This window comes from Streptomyces sp. NPDC052721 (assembly GCF_040678315.1).
Lineage (GTDB): Bacteria > Actinomycetota > Actinomycetes > Streptomycetales > Streptomycetaceae > Streptomyces.
Genome location: NZ_JBFATL010000001.1, coordinates 205,880 through 222,433, shown reverse-complemented (window position 1 = coordinate 222,433; position 16,554 = coordinate 205,880). Strand labels below are relative to the sequence as shown.

Genomic DNA, 16,554 nt, shown 5'->3' with positions numbered 1-16,554 from the left:
TGCGGTGGCAAGCGAGGGTGATGTCGGTGCCGGGCGACGGTCCGGGTGGGACGGAATGGGGGATGTGGGGATGATCGGCGGGCCGTTCTTCGTGCTGGTCGTGGTGGGCATTCTCGGGACCGGGCTGGTGGCCGGTGTCTTCTGCGGGTTCTCGACCTTCGTGATGCGGGGGCTCGCGGCGCTGCCGCCCGCGCAGGGCGTGGCGGCGATGAACGCGATCAACCTCGCGGCGGTACGGCCTGCGTTCATGACCGTGTTCGCCGGATCGGCGGCGTTGAGCGCGCTGATCGCGGTGGTGACGTTCGTGGTGTGGCCGGAGGAGGGGACGGTGGAGCTGCTGCTGGGCAGCGCGCTGTACCTGGTCGGCTCGTTCGGGCTGACGATCGTCGCGAACGTGCCCCGCAACGAACGGCTGGCCCGGCTTACCCCGGGGGCGCCGGAGGCCGCCGTGTACTGGCCGGCGTATGTGCGCGAGTGGACGTTCTGGAACCACGTCCGCACCGTCGCCTCTGCCGCGGCGGCCCTGGCCTACATAGTGGCCCTCGCCTGAGCCGCCCCGGCAGCCGAGGCCTCGGGAGAAAGCGCTGTCCACCACTCTGCGCGGGCGTCGGCGGAGACGTATCGTGGCCGCAAGAGTGCCGCCCGATGACGCACGGCCCTTCGTACACCCGGTGCCCCAGGTGCCCGTACGCGAGGAAGACGCCATGGCCGATCCCAAGGGGTTCATGACCACGCCGCGCCAGGAGTGGCCGCGGCGCCCCGTCGAGCAGCGGGTGCGGGACTGGGACGAGGTGTACGTCCCGGGCGCGCTGCTGCCCATCATCAGCAAGCAGGCCGACCGCTGCATGGACTGTGGCATCCCGTTCTGCCATCAGGCCTGCCCGCTGGGCAATCTCATCCCCGAGTGGAACGACCTGGTCGCACGGGAGGACTGGCGGTCGGCGAGCGACCGGCTGCACGCCACGAACAACTTCCCGGAGTTCACCGGGCGGCTGTGTCCGGCGCCGTGCGAGGCGGGGTGCGTGCTGGCGATCAACCAGCCGGCCGTCACCATCAAGAACGTCGAGTGCGCGATCGCCGACCGGGCGTGGGAGGAGGGTTTCACCCCGCCCCGGCCGCCCGAGCGGCTGTCCGGGAGGACGGTCGCCGTCATCGGCTCCGGGCCCACCGGGCTGGCCGCGGCACAGCAGCTGACCCGGGCGGGACACACGGTCGCGGTGTACGAGAAGGACGACCGGATCGGCGGGCTGATGCGGTACGGCATCCCCGAGTTCAAGATGGAGAAGCGGCATCTGGAGCGGCGGATCGAGCAGATGCGGGCCGAGGGGACGAAGTTCCGTACGTCGACGGTGGTCGGCCGGGACGTCCCGGCGGCCGAGCTGCGGTCGCGGTACGACGCGGTGGTGATCGCCACGGGTGCGACGGCGTGGCGGGAACTTCCGGTGCCGGGCCGCGCGTTGAACGGGATACACCAGGCGATGGAGTATCTGCCGCTGGCCAATCGGGTGTGTGAGGGAGATCTGGAGGTATCGCCGCTGTCGGCCGCCGGCAAGCACGTCGTGATCGTCGGCGGTGGGGACACCGGGGCGGACTGTCTGGGCACCGCGGTGCGCGAGGGGGCCGCGTCCGTGACCCAGCTGGACATCTACGCACAGCCGGGTGCGGAGCGCGACGAGGACACCGAGCCGTGGCCGACGTACCCGAAGATCTACCGGCTGTCGGCCGCGCACGAGGAGGCGCGGGACCTGCGTACGGCACCGGCGGCGGACGCGGACGCGCGGCTGTTCGCGGCGTCCACGCTCCGCTTCACGGGAGACGAGAGGGGGAATGTACGGTCACTGCATCTGGTGGAGGTCGACGAGCAGCGGCTTGCGGTGCCGGGCACCGGGCGGACGCTCCCCGCCGACCTGGTGCTGCTCGCCCTCGGGTTCTCCGGGCCGGACCAGAGGGACGGGCTGATCGAGCAGCTGGGGCTGGCGTTGCAGCCGCGCGGCACGATCGCCCGGGACGACGGTTTCGCGACCAACGCCCCAGGGGTGTTCGCCGCGGGGGACGCGGCGCGCGGGCAGTCGCTCATCGTGTGGGCGATAGCGGAGGGACGGGCGGTCGCGGCGGCCGTGGACCGCTATCTGACGGGGAGTTCCCGGCTCCCGGCCCCGATCCGGCCCACGGATCGGCCGATGGTGGCCTGATACACCCGTCAGGGGCGCGGACAGGCAACCGTCAGGGATCCGGACAGGACCGGGTGCGGCCGGGAGTCGCCGGCAACTGCTCTCAGGCGGCGGCGCGTTCGTCCGTGCCCGCGACCTTTCCCGTGGCCAGGGCCACGCGGTTCCACGTGTTGATCGTGAGGATCAGGGAGAGGACGTGGGCCAGTTCCTGGTCCTCGAAGTGGGCGGCGGCCTCCGCGTAGACGGTGTCGGGGACGCCGCCGTCGGCGACCAGGGTCACCGCCTCCGTCAGGGCGAGGGCGGCCTGTTCCTTCGGGGTGAAGAAGTGCCGGGCCTCGCGCCAGACGGCGACCATGTGGAGCCGGTCCTCGTTCTCGCCGGCCTTGCGGGCGTCGTTGGTGTGCATGTGCAGGCAGTAGGCGCAGTGGTTGAGATGGGAGGCGCGGATCTGGATCAGTTCGACCAGGGCCGGGTCGAGGCCCTGGCGGGCGGCGGCGTCCAGGCCGACGATCGCCCGGAACACCTTCGGGGCGGCCTTCGCGAAGTCCAGGCGGGTGCGGGCGGCCTCGGCCGTGGCGATGTCGTCAGGGAGGTCGACGGTGGCGGCGGTCGCGGTGGTCGTGTTCGTCGTCATGACGTCAACCTAGGGGCCGAAAAGACCGACTGTAGAGTGCATTTCCATGACGGAATCGTGGGTCAATTCCGCGGCGCGGATCGGTGTGGATCTGCACCTGGATCTGTCGGGGCCGGGGGGCCGGCGGGCGGCGCTGACCAGGGCACTGCGCGAGGCCGTGCGCGGCGGGCGACTGGCGCCGGGCACCCGGTTGCCGCCGTACCGGTCGCTCGCCGCGGACCTGGGGGTGGCCCGCAACACGGTGGCCGACGCGTACGCCGAGCTGGTCGCGGAGGGCTGGCTGACCGCCCGGCAGGGTTCCGGGACGCGGGTGGCGGAGCGGGCCGAGCCGCTGCGTGACACCGTGCGAACGCCCGTCAAGGCACCTCTGCGCGCACGTGGGCCGGGGCACGACCTGCGGCAGGGGGCGCCGGACGCCTCGGCCTTTCCGCGTGCGGCGTGGGCGGCCTCGTACCGCCGGGCGCTGCAGGCGGCGCCGAGCGAGGCGTTCGGGCCGGGCGATCCCGCCGGGCGCCGCGAGTTGCGCGAGACGCTGACGGAGTATCTGGCTCGCGCGCGCGGGGTGCGTACCGAGCCGGACCGGATCGTGATCTGCTCGGGTTTCGCGCACGCGCTGCGGCTTCTCTTCGGCCGCGGTGTCCAGGGCGGACCGGGTGCGGGCGGGGTGCTGCGCGGTCCGCTGGGCGTGGAGGCGTACGGGCTGGGGTTCCACCGGGAACTGCTCGCGGCGGCGGGTGTGCGCACCGTACCGCTGCCGCTGGACGAGCACGGGGCGCGGGTGGAGGCGCTCGGGCGGGAGCGGGCCGTGCTGCTGACGCCCGCGCACCAGTTCCCGACCGGTGGCCCGCTGCATCCGGAACGCCGGGCCGCGGTGGTCGACTGGGCACGCGCGCGGGGGGCGGTGGTGCTGGAGGACGACTACGACGGCGAGTTCCGGTACGACCGCCGGCCCGTCGGCGCGCTGCAGGGGCTCGATCCGGAGCGGGTGATCCACATCGGGTCGGTCAGCAAGAGCCTGTCGCCGGCGCTGCGGCTGGGCTGGATGGTCCTGCCGCAGCGGTATGTGCAGCCGGTGCTGGCGGCGAAGGGCGAGCGGGAGGGGTGGGCGAGCGTGCTGGACCAGCTCGCGCTCGCGGACTTCGTCGCCTGTGGGTCGTACGACCGTCATGTGCGGCGTATGCGGCAGCGCTACCGGCACCGGCGTGACCGGCTCGTCGCCGCGCTGGCCGGCCAGGCCCCGCACATCGGGGTGACGGGCATCGCGGCCGGGCTGCACGCGGTGCTGCGGCTTCCGCCCGGCACGGAGCGGTCGGTTTTGAAGGCCGCGGCGTGGCAGGGCGTCGCCCTCGACGGTCTCGCCGCGTTCCGGCATCCGCGCAGTCCGACGGATGCCGGCGACGGCCTGGTGGTGGGATACGCGGCCCCGGCCGAACACGCCTACGGGGCCGCGTTGGAGGCACTGTGCGGTGTGCTGCCGCCGGGGTGAGGAAGGTCACCCGGGAAACCGGGGCGGGGATGCCGGCCTACGGCTTGCGTGCCACCGCCCCGTACCCCGGGATCACGCCGTCGTCCTGGCCCGGGACCGGTTCCCCCAGTTCGGGGTGCCACTTGTGGACGATCTCGACGCCGGGGTCGATCAGGTGGAGGCCGGTGAAGAAGCGGGCGAACTCCTCGCGGGAGCGCAGGGCGAGGGTGACGCCGGCGGCCTTGAGCTTCCCGACGGCCGCCGCCGACTCCTCGGGGGTGAAGTCGGCCGTGGCGTGGGTCATCATCAGGTAGCTGCCGGACGGCAGAGCGGACAGCAGCCGGGAGACGAGGGCGTGCGCGCCGTCCTCGTCGGGGATGAAGTGCAGCAGGGCGACCAGGGAGAGGGCGACCGGCCGGTCCAGGTCCAGGATGCGCCGGGCGCCCTCGATGATCGCGTCCGGGTCGCGGACATCGGCCTGCAGATACTCGGTGACGCCCTCCGGGGTGCTGTGCAGCAGGGCCGCCGCGTGGGCCAGCACGATCGGGTCGTTGTCGCAGTAGACGACCCGGGCGTCGGGCGCGATCCGCTGGGCGACCTGGTGCAGGTTCGGCTCCGTGGGTATGCCGGTGCCGATGTCCAGGAACTGCCGTACGCCCTGCTGGGCCAGCCAGCGCGTGGCGCGGTGCATGAACGCGCGGTTGACCCGGGCCATCACCGGCACCCGGGGGTCGAGGGCCAGCATCTGCCGGCCCATCGCCTCGTCGACGGGGTAGTTGTCCTTGCCGCCGAGATACCAGTCGTACATCCGCGCGGGATGCGGCTTGCTGGTGTCGATCTCGATGGCCGTCGGGTCCTGCCCTGTCATGCGGCACTCCGTAAGCGTCGGACGCGATGATTGATCAACTGGGTATCACAGTAAGGAAGTTGAGTAAGAAACAACACATGCCGGCGTCAGGACAGCAGGAAATCGGCCTCCCCCGCCTTGGCACCCTCGATGAACGCGGTCATCTCGTCCGTGGTGTAGATCAGGGCCGGCCCGTCCGGGTCGGTCGACTGGCGTACGGCGATCCGTCCGTCGGCCAGCTTCATCGCCTCCAGGCAGTTTCCGCCGTTGCCGCCGCTCCAGGGCTTGTGCCACCCCTCGCTGCCCAACTCCCGCGCGGGCATGCCGTTGTAGACGCGTCCGCGCGGCTTGATGCGATCCATTCACAGCTCCTTGCGGAGATCCCGGAGGATCTCCTTCGTGCGTTGTGCCGTAGCGGCCTGCGCCGCCATGCGGTCCATGACCTCCAGGTGGGTCGCCACCTCGGTGCGCGCGTCGAGGTAGACGGCGCCGGTCAGGTACTCGCTGTAGACCATGTCCGGCAGTTCTGGCATGGCAAATCGGAACAGCACGAAGGGCCCGTACGTCCCCGGGTGCGGCCCGTTGGCGAACGGGGCGACCTGGAGCGTCACATGGGGCAGCTTCGTGGCCTGGAGCAACTTGTCGATCTGCGCGCGCATCACCTCCGGGCCGCCCACCGGGCGGCGCAGGGCGGTCTCGTCCATCACCACCCAGAAACGTGGGGCGTCGGGGCGGGTGAGCAGGTGCTGGCGTTGCATGCGCAGCGCGACATGCCGCTCGATGTCGTCCGGGCTCGTCTCGCCGACGGCACCGGACTTCAGCACCGCGCGCGCGTAGTCCTCGGTCTGCAACAGGCCGGGGACGAAGTGCGGTTCGTAGGAGCGGATGAGGCTGGCCGCGCCCTCCAGGCTGACGTACATCGAGAACCAGCCCGGCAGGATGTCGTGGAACCGCTGCCACCAGCCGGGCTTGTTCGCCTCCTCGGCCAGCTGGACGAAGACCTCGGCCTCGTCGTCGGGGACGCCGTAGGCCTTCAGCAGCAGTTGGAGGTACGGGATTTTGAGGGAGACCTCGGCCATCTCCATGCGGCGGACGGTGGCGGGGGCGACACGGAGGACGCGGGCGGCCTCCTCGCGCTTCAGTCCGGCGCGTTCCCGCAGGTCCAGCAGGCGCCGGCCGAGGACCACCTGGCCCACCGTCGGCGCGGACCGCGGTTCGCTCACGCTCCCACCTCCACCGAAAGTTTCCTGACAGCCCTACGGCGCCATTCGAAGGTTCGTCCGAAGGCCGGGCGGGGCCTTCGACGACTCCAATTGGCGCCGCGCTACGTGCTGTTGCGAGCAGTCTGCCACGAGCCCTGACCGAGTCACACAGCACTCTGCAATTTTCAGAGTGACTCTTGCCAAGTGTCCATGGCAGGGAGATAGTGGCAGGCGTGATTCCGTCCGCGCCTTTAGGAACAGACGCCGCCGCAGACCGTTCCGGTCTCGGTGCCGATGCGGGTTCCCCCGCGCGAGCCGGTTCGAACGTGGGGGAGGCAGCGCCCTCCCAGGGGGGCACTGCCGAGCGCAGGTTCCGCTTCGAGCTGGCCGCACATCCGGGTTCCGTCGCCCAGGCCAGACGCCTGACGCACGCTCGGCTGTCCGGCTGGGCGGTGTGCGCGGACACCTGTGACAACGTCGCCCTGGTCATGTCCGAGCTGGTCACCAACGCGATCGTGCACACCGCGAGCGGCCGGGTCGTGTGCGAGCTGCACGACCATGACGACATGGTGCGCATAGCCGTACGTGACGAGGGCTGTGCTCCTGGCGAACCCCACCCGTCTCCGCAGCGACCCGACGAGGAGCACGGGAGGGGGCTGCTTCTCGTCGACGCGCTGTGCCGGGCCTGGGGTGCCCAGGAGCACGGCCCCGGGCTGCTGGTCTGGGCCGAGCTGCCCCGGAACGACGGCGCCCCGGACCCCGCCGAGCCGCGCGACGACCTGGGCTGGGGCGCCCGCCCCAAGCCGGGCCGCCCGGACGACTCCGACGACGACCGGCCGACGGGGACGAGTGGGCGGGTGGCGCCGCAGGAGCAGCGGGGCACGGCACCGGGGCAGCATGCGGACATGGCACCGGAGGGGCGCCGGGACGCCGTACCGGGGCAGCAACGGCGGGCTCCTGAACCGTACGGGCCGGGGGAGCCCGGGCTACGGGGACCGGGGGAGCCCGGGCCGCATGGGCCGGGAGAGCCGGAGCGCCACCGGCATCTCCCCGCCGGGGAACCGCTGCACCGGCCGCCCGAGCAGCACCGGCACGGGGCACCGGAGTGGCACCCGCACGCTGCGCAGCCGGAGCCGTTCGCGCCGCAGGGCACGCATCCCGTGGCACCGGAGCGGCACCCGCACGGCGCGCCGGGGCCGCACCTTGACGGGGAGCGGCCGTGACCGGCGCCGGGCGGCCCGGTGGCAGCGGTGCCGACCAGGAGCACGCCATCGGCCTGGACACCCTGGTACGGCTGCAGCGCCGGCGCCCGGCCCCTGATCCGGCCCACCGTCTGTCCCTGCCGGACGGCATGACGGCTCCGCTCGGCTGCGACGCCGTCGCCGTGCCCGACCGCCTCGGCCCGCTCGTCGTACCCCGGCTGCCACGGGTGGGATGCGTGTACGCCGACGGCTCCCACTGGTGGTGGATCGTTCCGTCGGACTCCGACTACGCCCTGCCCTGGCCGTCCCCGGCCCACTACGCCGTCGGTGCCCTGGGCACCGGCACCGCCCGGCTCATCCACCGCCCGGAGGGCACGGCTCCGTACACCCCGCCGATCCCGCTGTACCTGGCCCTGTGCCGGGTGACGGGAACGGCTCCGGACTGGTCACGGGCGGTCTCGGCGTAGCCGTCGCCTCCCGGGCCCAGCCGTTGGCGCACCCATTCCCGTCCGGCGCAACCGCCGCCGCCCCAGCCCGGCCACCCCCTCACCGCCCAGCCCCCAGTCACGTCGCACACGCCCCGCAGCGCCCGCCCACCGCGCCGCTCACGCGGACCGTGCTCCCTCCGCGCCCCTCGTACGTCTGCTCGCGCCCTGCCGAGCCTGTGTCCCGGCCGGAATAGTGGCCGTTCCGTCGGGGTCGGGAGGTCACGGTGAGGAAGAAGCGGGAGGCGGCCGAGCCGGTGGTGTCGGCGTCGGAACGGCTGCTGTTCGGCGGGCCGTTGCGGTACGACATGGGCTGGAACCAGCACGCGGACGCCTTCCTCGCGCTGACCTTCCGGGCGATGATGACCCGCCTGCCCGGCATGCTGGCGTCCAGTCTCCGGCTGGCCCGGCAGGCGGACACGCGGGCCGCGCGGGTGGTGCTGGCCGCCGAGGCGGGGCGGGGCGTGGCCCAGGCGGTGAGCCTGCTGGCCGTGAACAACGCGCTCGGCAAGCTGCTCACCGGCCCCGACATCGAGGAGCGGCTGCGCTCGGCCGCCCCCGCCCTCGTCGTGATGGCCGTCGTGACCCTGGTCGCCGCGCTGCTGCGGGCCGCCTCCGTCTACGCCACCGGACGGCTGGAACCCAAGGTGGAGCGGGTGGCGACCGAGCTGTACCTGGAGCGGGCGGCGAACGTCGAGCTGGCCGCGATCGAGGACCACGCCTTCCACAAGCTGCTGGACACGGCCCAGTACGGCGCCCGGTCCGCCCGGCACATGATCAGCTACAGCACCCGGGTGATCAACGCGACGATCTCGCTGGTCGCGGCGGCGGGCGTGCTCACCGTGCTGCATCCGGCGCTGCTGCCCCTGCTGGTCACCATGACCCTGCCGAGCGCCTGGAGCGCGCTGACCAACGCCCGGCGCCGCTACGAGTCCTTCCACACCTGGGTGCAGCACGCGCGGGCCGGTCAGCTGATCAGCAGCCTGCTCACCGAGCCGACCGCCGCTCCCGAGATCCGTGTGCACGGTGTGGGCCCGTTCCTGCTGCGCCACTTCCGGTCCATGTCGGAGACCGCGGAGACGGAGCAGGCCCGGCTGTCCCGGCTGGCGGCGCGGACCGGTCTGATCGCCGCGGGCTGGACGGGCCTCGCGACGCTGGCCACCTACGCCACGCTGGGCGCGCTGCTGCTGGCCGGCGCGATGGCCCTCGCGGTGGCCGGTACGGCGGTGATCGCGATCCGTACGGGCGCGGCGAGCCTGGACACGCTGGTGCTGGAGATCAACCAGCTGCACGAGGAGGCTCTGTTCGTGGGCGATCTGCAGCGGCTGTACGCCGCGGCGGCCGAGCGGGCCATCCCGGCCGGCGGGGAGCCGCTGCCGGAGGACCCGAAGGAGATCCGCTTCGAGAACGTCACCTTCAGTTACCCGCACGACGAGCCTCCGGCCGAGCAACACCCGACCGAGAAACATGCGGCCGCTCCACCTGCAGCCGTCCCCCACCCGACCGGAGAACACCCGACCGGAGAGCATCCGACCGGCACGCCCGGCACCACCCCCCGCCCCGCCCTCGACAACGTCACCCTCACTCTCCCCCTCGGCCGGATCATCGCGCTCGTCGGCGAGAACGGCTCGGGCAAGACCACGCTGGTCAAGCTGCTCGCGGGGCTGTACACACCGGACCGGGGCCGGATCCTGTGGGACGGCGTCGACGCGGCGCGGGCCGACCGGCGACTGCTCGCCGAGCGCATCGCGATGGTGGCCCAGGACTTCAAGCGCTGGCCGTTCACCGCCCGGGTGAACGTGGCCGTCGGCCGCTCCACCGCGCCGATGACCGAGGAACGGCTGGCCGCGTCGATCGCCGAGGCGGGCGCCGAGGACGTGGTCGCGGATCTGCCGCGCGGCCTGGACACCCTGCTGGCCCGGAACTTCAGCGGCGGACACGAGCTGTCCGGCGGCCAGTGGCAGCGGCTCGGCATCGCCCGGGCGGCCTACCGGCGCGGGAGCATCCTGATCGTGGACGAGCCGACGGCGGCGCTGGACGCGCGGGCCGAGCTGGAGGTGTTCGAAAAGATCCGGGCGCTGGCGGGCGGCGGGCAGACGGTCGTCCTGATCACCCACCGGCTGGCCTCCGTCCGGCACGCCGACCTGGTGCACGTGCTGGAACACGGGCGCCTGGTCGAGTCCGGCACCCCGGAGGAGCTGCTGGCCAGGGGCGGTGTCTACGCGGAGTTGTACTCCCTCCAGGCGCGGCAGTTCACGGTGCGGGTGCCGGCCCCGAAGCCGGCCTGAGTCGCCCGGTCCGGTTCAGTCGACCGTCTCGCCACCACGGACGATCACCAGGAAGGTGTCCGTCGCGAGGTCCATGACGACCTCGGCGGGCAGGCCTTCGAGTCGCCGCGCGTGCGCGAACTCCTCCGCGGGCCAGGAGCCCCGGGGACCACCGGCGGGAAAGCGTTCGAGCACCGTTCGCCCGTTCACCATCTCGCACCTCCAGGAAGCGTCGTACGTGTAGGAGTTAACGCCCTGGAGAGGGGAAAGGCCTCGGTCGGTGACGGGACTGAGACATTGTCGACACCGGGTCGGCGCGGACCGTGAGGATCCGTTCACCTTGTGACACGAACCGCACGCTCCGTATCAGCGACCGCACACCTGGTGTCGACACCTACACCTTCGCATCAGTAGTCGTACTCGTCATGCAGCCGCAGCCTCTCGCTTCCGGCCGGGCTGCGGCCGAGTGCGGTCAGGTCGAGCAGGGCCGAGGTGGTGCCCAGTCCGTCCAGCCCGTCGCCGTACACGGAGTAGGTGTGGAAGACCCGGTCGTGGTCGCGCAGGAAGCAGCTGAGGCCCGGGCGCTCGACCAGCCCGCCGCCCGACTCGACGGTGGCCTCGAAGTCACGGTTGAAGTCACGGCCCACGTCGCGGCCGGGGTCACGGTCGCCGTCGTCGCCGCTGTGCGCCGAGGAGTACCAGGGCACCGCCCACCCCATCCGCGCCTTGAACGGCAGGATCCGGGTGAACGGTGCCCGGGAGACGGCCGCGAAGGAGGTGTTCCGGGCGCGCAGGTGGGCGAGATGGCCGACCTGGTCCAGGAAGGCCGCGCAGCAGGGGCAGCCGGTCTCCCACTCCGGGGCGAACATGAAGTGGTGGACGACGAGCTGGGCCCGCCCCTCGAAGAGGTCGAGAAGGGTGGCCTTGCCGTCGCCGCCCTCGAAGACGTACTCCGGGTCGACCTCCACCATGGGCAGCCGCCGCCGCTCGGCGCCCAGTGCCTCGCGCGCCCGTCTGACCGCCTCTTCCTTGCGCAGCAACTCCTCGCGCGCCGCGCGCCACTGCTCACGAGAGACGATCTCCGGGTGCGACATGGGCCCTCCTGTCCGACGGTCGGTTCAGGGTGGTGACCGCCGGCGGCAGCGGAACTCATCGCGGCGAACGGAGGATTTTTCGGCCAGGTCCTGCACGGCTTTTCGGCCAGGAGCGGGCTCAGGTGTCGTACTCCGGGAGGCGCCGCCCGTGCTCGCGTGCGGTCAGCGCGGGCAGCCGGTCCGTCAGTCCCCGTACGACGGCCGGTACGTCGAGGGTGAGCAGTTCGCGGTCCCGCATCAGCACGCGGCCGTCGACGACGGTCGTGCGGACGTCGGCGGCGCGGGCGCTGTGCACCAGCGTGGCGGCGAGGTCGTGCACCGGCTGGGTGTGCGGGCCGGTGAGGTCCACGAGGACGATGTCGGCGCGCCGGCCGGGCGCGAGCGTGCCGACCCGGTCGCCGAGCCCGAGCGCGCGGGCGCTCTGCAGCGTGGCGTGGTGCAGTGCCTGCGGGAGGTCAGCCGGCGGGGGTCGCCCTCGGTGGACTTCTGCATCAGGGACGTCAGCGCCATCGCCTCCCGTACGCCGAGGGAGTTGTGGGAGGCGGCGCCGTCCGTGACGAGGCCGACGGGGACGCCGGCCGCGCGCAGGGCCCGTACCGGAGTGGTAGTCGGCCAGGCGAACGCCTGCTCGGCCCGCCCGGCTCCGAGGCCGGCACCCCGGGTACGACCATCCGGACCGGGGCGACGCGGTACGGCTGTGGGACGTGGCGCCGCTGACACCTGCCGACCGCCGCTCCTCGCGGATCGGCTCCGGGCGCCGCGAGCTGATACGGCCATGTGCCGGTCAGCCGCCATCTGGCCCACCGGGTGACGGAGGCGGGCAGGCGGAACGCCGGGACACACCGGGCTCGGACCACGCTCCGATGTGGGTACGGCTAAGCGGCAGCCGCCGTGTCCACCGGTACCCGCATCCCCCGCCGCTCCAGCTCCCCCAGCGCCTCGCGGAGCCGGCGGAGGTGCCGGGGGGTGAGCCGGCCGGTCTCGTCGAGGTGCACGGCGCAGGCGGTGGTGGTGTCCACGAGCCGTTCCAGCACCTCGGCGACGGCCTCCGTGCCCTCGGTGTGCCGGGCGAGGGCGGGCAGTTCGGCGGCGGCCAGGGCGATGGCGGTCCGGGCCTCGGCGAGGGTCCGGTAGGCCTCCCGGCGCAGCGCCCACCGCTCGGCGCGGTCTCCGGACTCGCCGAGGACGTGCAGGAGATAGGCGTCGGCGGCGCTGCCGGCCGCCGCGAGCCGGGCCCGTACCCCGCCGCCCCGCTCCCCCGGCATCGGCAGATGGCCCACGACCAGCACGAGCGCGCAGGCCAGCAGGGTCTCGCCGATCCGGCTGACCGAGGCCTGCGGCTCCCCGCCGGCCATGACCAGGGCGAGGACGAGGACGGTGACGACGGCGGTGAGCGCCGCGAAGTGCCGGGTGGCGACCGGTATGACCGCGCCGCAGACCGCCACCAGCGCGACCAGCCCGGCCGGGCGGGGCAGCAGTGCGGCGAGGCCGGCGAACACCAGGGCGCCGAGCACGGTCCCGGCGGCCCGGCACAGCACCCGTGAGGCGAGCGGGCCGAGGTCGGGCTTGACGAGGAAGACGGCGGTGGCGGGCAGCCAGTACCAGTGCTCGTGCTGCCCGTACCAGCGGGCGTGGTGCAGGGCCTGGGCGATGGCGGCGCTGGCGCCGAAGCAGAGGGCGACGCGCAGCCCGTACTCGCGCCCGCCGGTGCCCAGCGCGGCCCGCAGGGCGTGCCGGAAGCCGCGGCGGCGGCCGAGCAGCCCGCGGTGGGCGCCCTCGCCCTGGTCGAAGGCGTCGGCGGCGCGCAGCAGGGCGTCGTCCAGGGCGCGCAGGGCGGGGTCCGACCGGTGCGGCGCGGGCAGCGGGCCGGTGCCGGTGTTGCCACGGACGGCGGCGGCGAGCCGCCTGGGGCCCTCCGCCGCCCGCGCCGGCACGGTTTCTCCCGCCCAGTAGAGGGCGGTGGCGGCCTCGGCCAGGGGCAGGGCCGCCGCGAACTGTGCGTGCAGCCGGCGCTCGGCGGCGGAACCGGCGTACCGGCGCAGCCGGGGTCCGGCGAGGGCGTCCTGGGCGTGGTCGAGCGCGGCGGTCAGCGCGGCCCGCCGGGCGGTGGCGTGCTCCCCGCCCGCGGCGTCGACGAGCGCGGCGATGGCGTCGTACACGTCGGCGACCGCTGCTCGCTCGCCGTCGAACCGGAAGTCACCGGCGAGCGAGCCGGGGGTGGGCAGGGCGAGCCGCAGCGCCAGCAGCCAGCCGGCGCCGGCCAGGAAGGCCAGGGCCCGCTGCCATCCGCTCTCGGCCGCGGGCATCCCGGCGCCGATGGCCGCGGCGACGAGCAGTTGCGTGCCGGCGGCGGAGGCGACGGGCCCGACCGCGCTGATGCCGCCGGCGACCAGCCCCAGCGCGGTGAGCGCCAGGGTCAGCGGTACGGCGGCCAGGCCCTGCCCGGCGTACGTGCCGAGGAACAGCCCCAGCGCCCCGGCGAGCGCGGGGACACCGAGCCGCTTCACGGACGCGCGCCGGCTGCCGGGCCGGTCGTTGATGCCGGCGAGCATCGCCCCGATGGCGGCGAGCACTCCGGAGGCCGTCTGCCCGCCGAGCATCCCGGCCGGCAGCAACGGGCCGGCGGCGAGCGCCCCCCGGCACACGGCACTCCAGGGAACGGGACCGCGCTGAGCACGGAAGGCATGAGCGAGCCAGAGGGGTACAGCGCGCCGCGACACGGGGCTCCTGTTCATACGAGGGCGGGGGTGGGCCTTCGGACGACGGTGGCCGGTGGGGTGCTTCCACGGTAGATCGCGTTCCCCGCGCGAACGGCGCGCTCACGTTTCCGGCAGGTGAAAGGTGCGGGGGCGCCGGTTTCTTTATGAACGCAACGCCCCGGCGATGAGGTCCTCGGCCGCGGTCACGGCATCGGCCAGGGCGCCGGGCTCGGCCCGCAGCGCACCCACGACCGCGTCGATCCCCCGCAGCCCGGCCCGCTCCAGGAGTCGCTTCTCGTTGGTCACCCATGCTCCGCGGGCGGCGAGGACGGCGTGGGCGGACTGGGTGGCGGCTGTGGCCAGGGCGCCGGCGGTTTCGGTGAGGCGGGCGTGGGGGGCGTGGTGGGCCTTGGCGTAGGAGAGGGTGGCGCGGGCGGTGCCGGACCAGTGGTCGAAGGCGGTGCGGCGCAGTGCGGGCGGGTAGGTGGCCGGGCGCGGGAGGTCGCCGCGCAGGACCTGGTTGAGCGCCAGTTCGGCGACGATCAGGTAGGTGGGGATCCCCGCCAGGTGGAACAGCAGTGGCTCCACCCGGAAGCGGCCCTCCTCCGCCTCGGCCAGCTCGTGAGCGACGACGTCCAGGTCCCGGTAGTGCACGTCGACCCGGCGTCCGTCGATGGTCAGCCAGGCTCCGCCGTTGAAGACGCCGCCGCCCCAGCCGCCGATGTCGCAGACCTCGCCCGGCCAGCTCAGGGCGCGCAGGTCGTCGGGGTCGAAGGGGCCCCGGTAGTAGACGGCCAGGTCCCAGTCGCTGTCCGGGTGGTGGGTGCCCTCGGCGCGGGAACCGCCGAGGGCCACGGCCCGCACGGTGGGCAGGGCGGCCAGGCGGTCGGCGGTGGTGGCGAGGAACTCGGCGTCGGAGGACTGCGGCATGCCCTCAGCCTGGCGCGGCCACACCGAAGTCCGCTCTGAAATTCCGGCGAGCAGGTGTGAAGGTGCCCGGCCGCCCGCGTAATTCGGGTGCGGGCAGGCCCGAGGAGGTCCGATCATCGCAGAGTCGCCACCGGCCGCTTGCCGTTCGAGGAGCCGATTTTCCGTGATCCGCCGCGTCACCGCCCCCGCCCTCTTCCCTCCGCCCGCCTACTCCCACGCCTCCGTCGTCGAGGCCGGCACGAAGCTCGCGTTCCTCGCCGGGGCCGTGCCGCTCGACGAGCAGGGGGAGATCGTCGGCCCCGGCGACCCCGTACGGCAGGCCGAGCAGGTGATCGCCAACCTGCGGGAACAACTCCGCGTCGTCGGAAGCGACTTGGAGCACGTGTTGTCGACGGAGGTGTACGTCGTGAGCAGCGAGCCCTCGGTGCTGTCCGCGGTGTGGGAGGTGGTGGAGGCCTCGGGACTGAGCGCGGGCCCGCACTCCTCCACGCTGCTGGGCGTCGCCTGCCTCGGCTACACCGGTCAGCTGGTGGAGATCACGGCCACCGCCGTGGTGCCGGAGCGGGCGGAAGACGGCCGATGACGGAAGCGGTCGTACTCCGCCGCGCCGTCGCGGCGGACGCCCGCGCCGTCGCCGACGTCTATCTGCGCTCCTTCGACGCCGCGCTGCCGACGGTCGTCAGGCCGCACACCGACGACGAGGTCCGGGACTACATCCGGGATGTCGTGGTGGCGCTGCGGGAGACCTGGGTGGCCGAGGCGGCCGGGGCCGGGGTGGTCGGCCTGATGGTCCTGAACGGGGAGTCGCTGTCCCAGCTGTACCTGGACCCGCGGTGGCGGGGGCGGGGCATCGGGGACCGGTTCGTCGCGCTGGCCAAGCGACGCAGCCCCCAGGGCCTGACTCTGTGGACCTTCCAGGTCAACAAGCCCGCCCACCGCTTCTACGAGCGGCACGGGTTCGTCGCCGCCGAGTACACGGACGGCAGTGAGAACGAGGAGCGGGAGCCGGACGTCCGGTACGTCTGGCGTCCTTGACGGTCACGTCCGGTGCCCGGGCACCCGCCCCGCCGGGCCCCGGTGGGCCGTGGACTCCGACTCACCCCGTCGGCCGCCCCCACACCCTTCCCTCGGGCAGCGGCCGTGCACAACCGCCCGCCCGGCTCGTCGTCAGTCCCGGCCCCACCAGCGACTCCGCGAGTTTGACCGCCGCCCCGACGCCGTCGACCACCGGCAGCCCGAGCTTCTCCCCCACCGCCCGTCGCAGCCCCGTCATCCCGGCGCGGCCCAGGACCAGGACCTCGGCGCCGGCCTCCCGGGCGCGTTCGGCCGCGGTCAGGAACGCCGACTCCGTACGGGCCGGGTCCTCCGCGAGGTCGAGCACGCCGCGGCCGGTGCCGACGACGGCGGCGCAGTTGCGGGCCACGCCCGCCGTCTCCAGGCTGTCCTCGGTCAGGCCGCAGGACCGGTCGAGGGTGGTGACGACGCCGTAGCGACGCCCGAGGAGGCAGGCCAGGTGGGCCGCGGCCTCGGTGATGTCCACGACCGGTGCGTCCACCAC

The 16,554-nt window shown here is 73.5% G+C and carries 15 protein-coding genes and 3 pseudogenes; 8 read left to right on the top strand and 10 right to left on the bottom strand.

What is annotated here, in order from left to right; genetic code table 11:
- Positions 1–70: 70 nt before the first annotated feature.
- Positions 71–550 (top strand): anthrone oxygenase family protein, encoded by a 480-nt coding sequence (locus AB0L21_RS01050; protein ID WP_365698777.1) that lies wholly within the window; start codon positions 71–73, stop codon positions 548–550.
- A gap of 154 nt (positions 551–704) precedes the next feature.
- The gene (locus AB0L21_RS01045) at positions 705–2,192 is read left to right on the top strand and encodes a glutamate synthase subunit beta (protein ID WP_365698776.1); all 1,488 of its coding nucleotides are present in this window, start codon (positions 705–707) and stop codon (positions 2,190–2,192) included.
- A gap of 82 nt (positions 2,193–2,274) precedes the next feature.
- Here the strand turns inward: AB0L21_RS01045 and AB0L21_RS01040 are convergent, their stop codons facing one another.
- Positions 2,275–2,805 carry a carboxymuconolactone decarboxylase family protein gene (locus AB0L21_RS01040; protein ID WP_365698775.1) on the bottom strand — a complete coding sequence of 177 codons (531 nt, stop codon included), beginning with the start codon at positions 2,803–2,805 and terminating at the stop codon, positions 2,275–2,277.
- Positions 2,806–2,851: 46 nt separating this feature from the next.
- On the opposite strand from AB0L21_RS01040, the gene AB0L21_RS01035 reads away from it, so the two are divergent.
- Positions 2,852–4,291 (top strand): PLP-dependent aminotransferase family protein, encoded by a 1,440-nt coding sequence (locus AB0L21_RS01035; RefSeq protein WP_365781464.1) that lies wholly within the window; start codon positions 2,852–2,854, stop codon positions 4,289–4,291.
- Positions 4,292–4,328: 37 nt separating this feature from the next.
- Here AB0L21_RS01035 and AB0L21_RS01030 read toward each other — a convergent pair whose 3' ends face one another.
- The 3 genes from AB0L21_RS01030 to AB0L21_RS01020 form a co-directional block, all read right to left on the bottom strand.
- Positions 4,329–5,138: an SAM-dependent methyltransferase gene (locus AB0L21_RS01030; protein ID WP_365698774.1), complete on the bottom strand. Its 810-nt coding sequence runs from the start codon at positions 5,136–5,138 to the stop codon at positions 4,329–4,331.
- Positions 5,139–5,224: 86 nt separating this feature from the next.
- Positions 5,225–5,479 (bottom strand): DUF397 domain-containing protein, encoded by a 255-nt coding sequence (locus AB0L21_RS01025; protein WP_030642274.1) that lies wholly within the window; start codon positions 5,477–5,479, stop codon positions 5,225–5,227.
- Positions 5,480–6,340: a helix-turn-helix transcriptional regulator gene (locus AB0L21_RS01020; protein ID WP_365781462.1), complete on the bottom strand. Its 861-nt coding sequence runs from the start codon at positions 6,338–6,340 to the stop codon at positions 5,480–5,482.
- Between the two features lie 203 nt (positions 6,341–6,543).
- On the opposite strand from AB0L21_RS01020, the pseudogene AB0L21_RS01015 reads away from it, so the two are divergent.
- The 3 genes and pseudogenes from AB0L21_RS01015 to AB0L21_RS01005 all read left to right on the top strand — a co-directional run.
- A pseudogene (locus tag AB0L21_RS01015) lies at positions 6,544–7,152 on the top strand (ATP-binding protein); the annotation flags it as partial.
- Between the two features lie 386 nt (positions 7,153–7,538).
- A complete protein-coding gene (locus tag AB0L21_RS01010) occupies positions 7,539–7,988 on the top strand; it encodes a hypothetical protein (RefSeq protein WP_365781460.1) in 450 nt (149 codons plus the stop codon).
- A 245-nt stretch (positions 7,989–8,233) separates the two neighbouring features.
- Complete coding sequence (locus AB0L21_RS01005) at positions 8,234–10,294, top strand: ABC transporter ATP-binding protein (protein WP_365781458.1); 2,061 nt, start codon at positions 8,234–8,236, stop codon at positions 10,292–10,294.
- A 15-nt stretch (positions 10,295–10,309) separates the two neighbouring features.
- Here the strand turns inward: AB0L21_RS01005 and AB0L21_RS01000 are convergent, their stop codons facing one another.
- The 5 genes and pseudogenes from AB0L21_RS01000 to AB0L21_RS00980 all read right to left on the bottom strand — a co-directional run bounded on the left by AB0L21_RS01000 (position 10,310) and on the right by AB0L21_RS00980 (position 14,996).
- Positions 10,310–10,486, bottom strand: coding sequence for a hypothetical protein (locus AB0L21_RS01000; protein ID WP_014672054.1), 177 nt, complete (start codon positions 10,484–10,486; stop codon positions 10,310–10,312).
- 194 nt (positions 10,487–10,680) lie between these two features.
- Positions 10,681–11,367 carry a DUF899 domain-containing protein gene (locus AB0L21_RS00995; RefSeq protein WP_365698770.1) on the bottom strand — a complete coding sequence of 229 codons (687 nt, stop codon included), beginning with the start codon at positions 11,365–11,367 and terminating at the stop codon, positions 10,681–10,683.
- 118 nt (positions 11,368–11,485) lie between these two features.
- A pseudogene (locus AB0L21_RS00990) lies at positions 11,486–11,988 on the bottom strand (amidohydrolase family protein); the annotation flags it as partial.
- Between the two features lie 254 nt (positions 11,989–12,242).
- Entirely contained in the window at positions 12,243–14,102 is a 1,860-nt protein-coding gene (locus AB0L21_RS00985) for an FUSC family protein (RefSeq protein WP_365781456.1), read from the bottom strand.
- A 126-nt stretch (positions 14,103–14,228) separates the two neighbouring features.
- On the bottom strand, positions 14,229–14,996 hold the full coding sequence (locus tag AB0L21_RS00980) for a nucleotidyltransferase domain-containing protein (RefSeq protein WP_365698768.1): 768 nt from the start codon (positions 14,994–14,996) through the stop codon (positions 14,229–14,231).
- 163 nt (positions 14,997–15,159) lie between these two features.
- Between AB0L21_RS00980 and AB0L21_RS00975 the strand changes: the two genes are divergently transcribed.
- Both AB0L21_RS00975 and AB0L21_RS00970 read left to right on the top strand, forming a co-directional pair.
- Positions 15,160–15,579, top strand: coding sequence for a RidA family protein (locus AB0L21_RS00975; RefSeq protein ID WP_365781454.1), 420 nt, complete (start codon positions 15,160–15,162; stop codon positions 15,577–15,579).
- Positions 15,576–16,031: a GNAT family N-acetyltransferase gene (locus AB0L21_RS00970; protein ID WP_365698766.1), complete on the top strand. Its 456-nt coding sequence runs from the start codon at positions 15,576–15,578 to the stop codon at positions 16,029–16,031. The genes AB0L21_RS00975 and AB0L21_RS00970 overlap by 4 nt, the downstream gene beginning before the upstream one ends.
- Positions 16,032–16,092: 61 nt before the next feature.
- Here AB0L21_RS00970 and AB0L21_RS00965 read toward each other — a convergent pair.
- Positions 16,093–16,551, bottom strand: a pseudogene (locus AB0L21_RS00965) (aspartate/glutamate racemase family protein); the annotation flags it as partial.
- Positions 16,552–16,554: the final 3 nt, after the last annotated feature.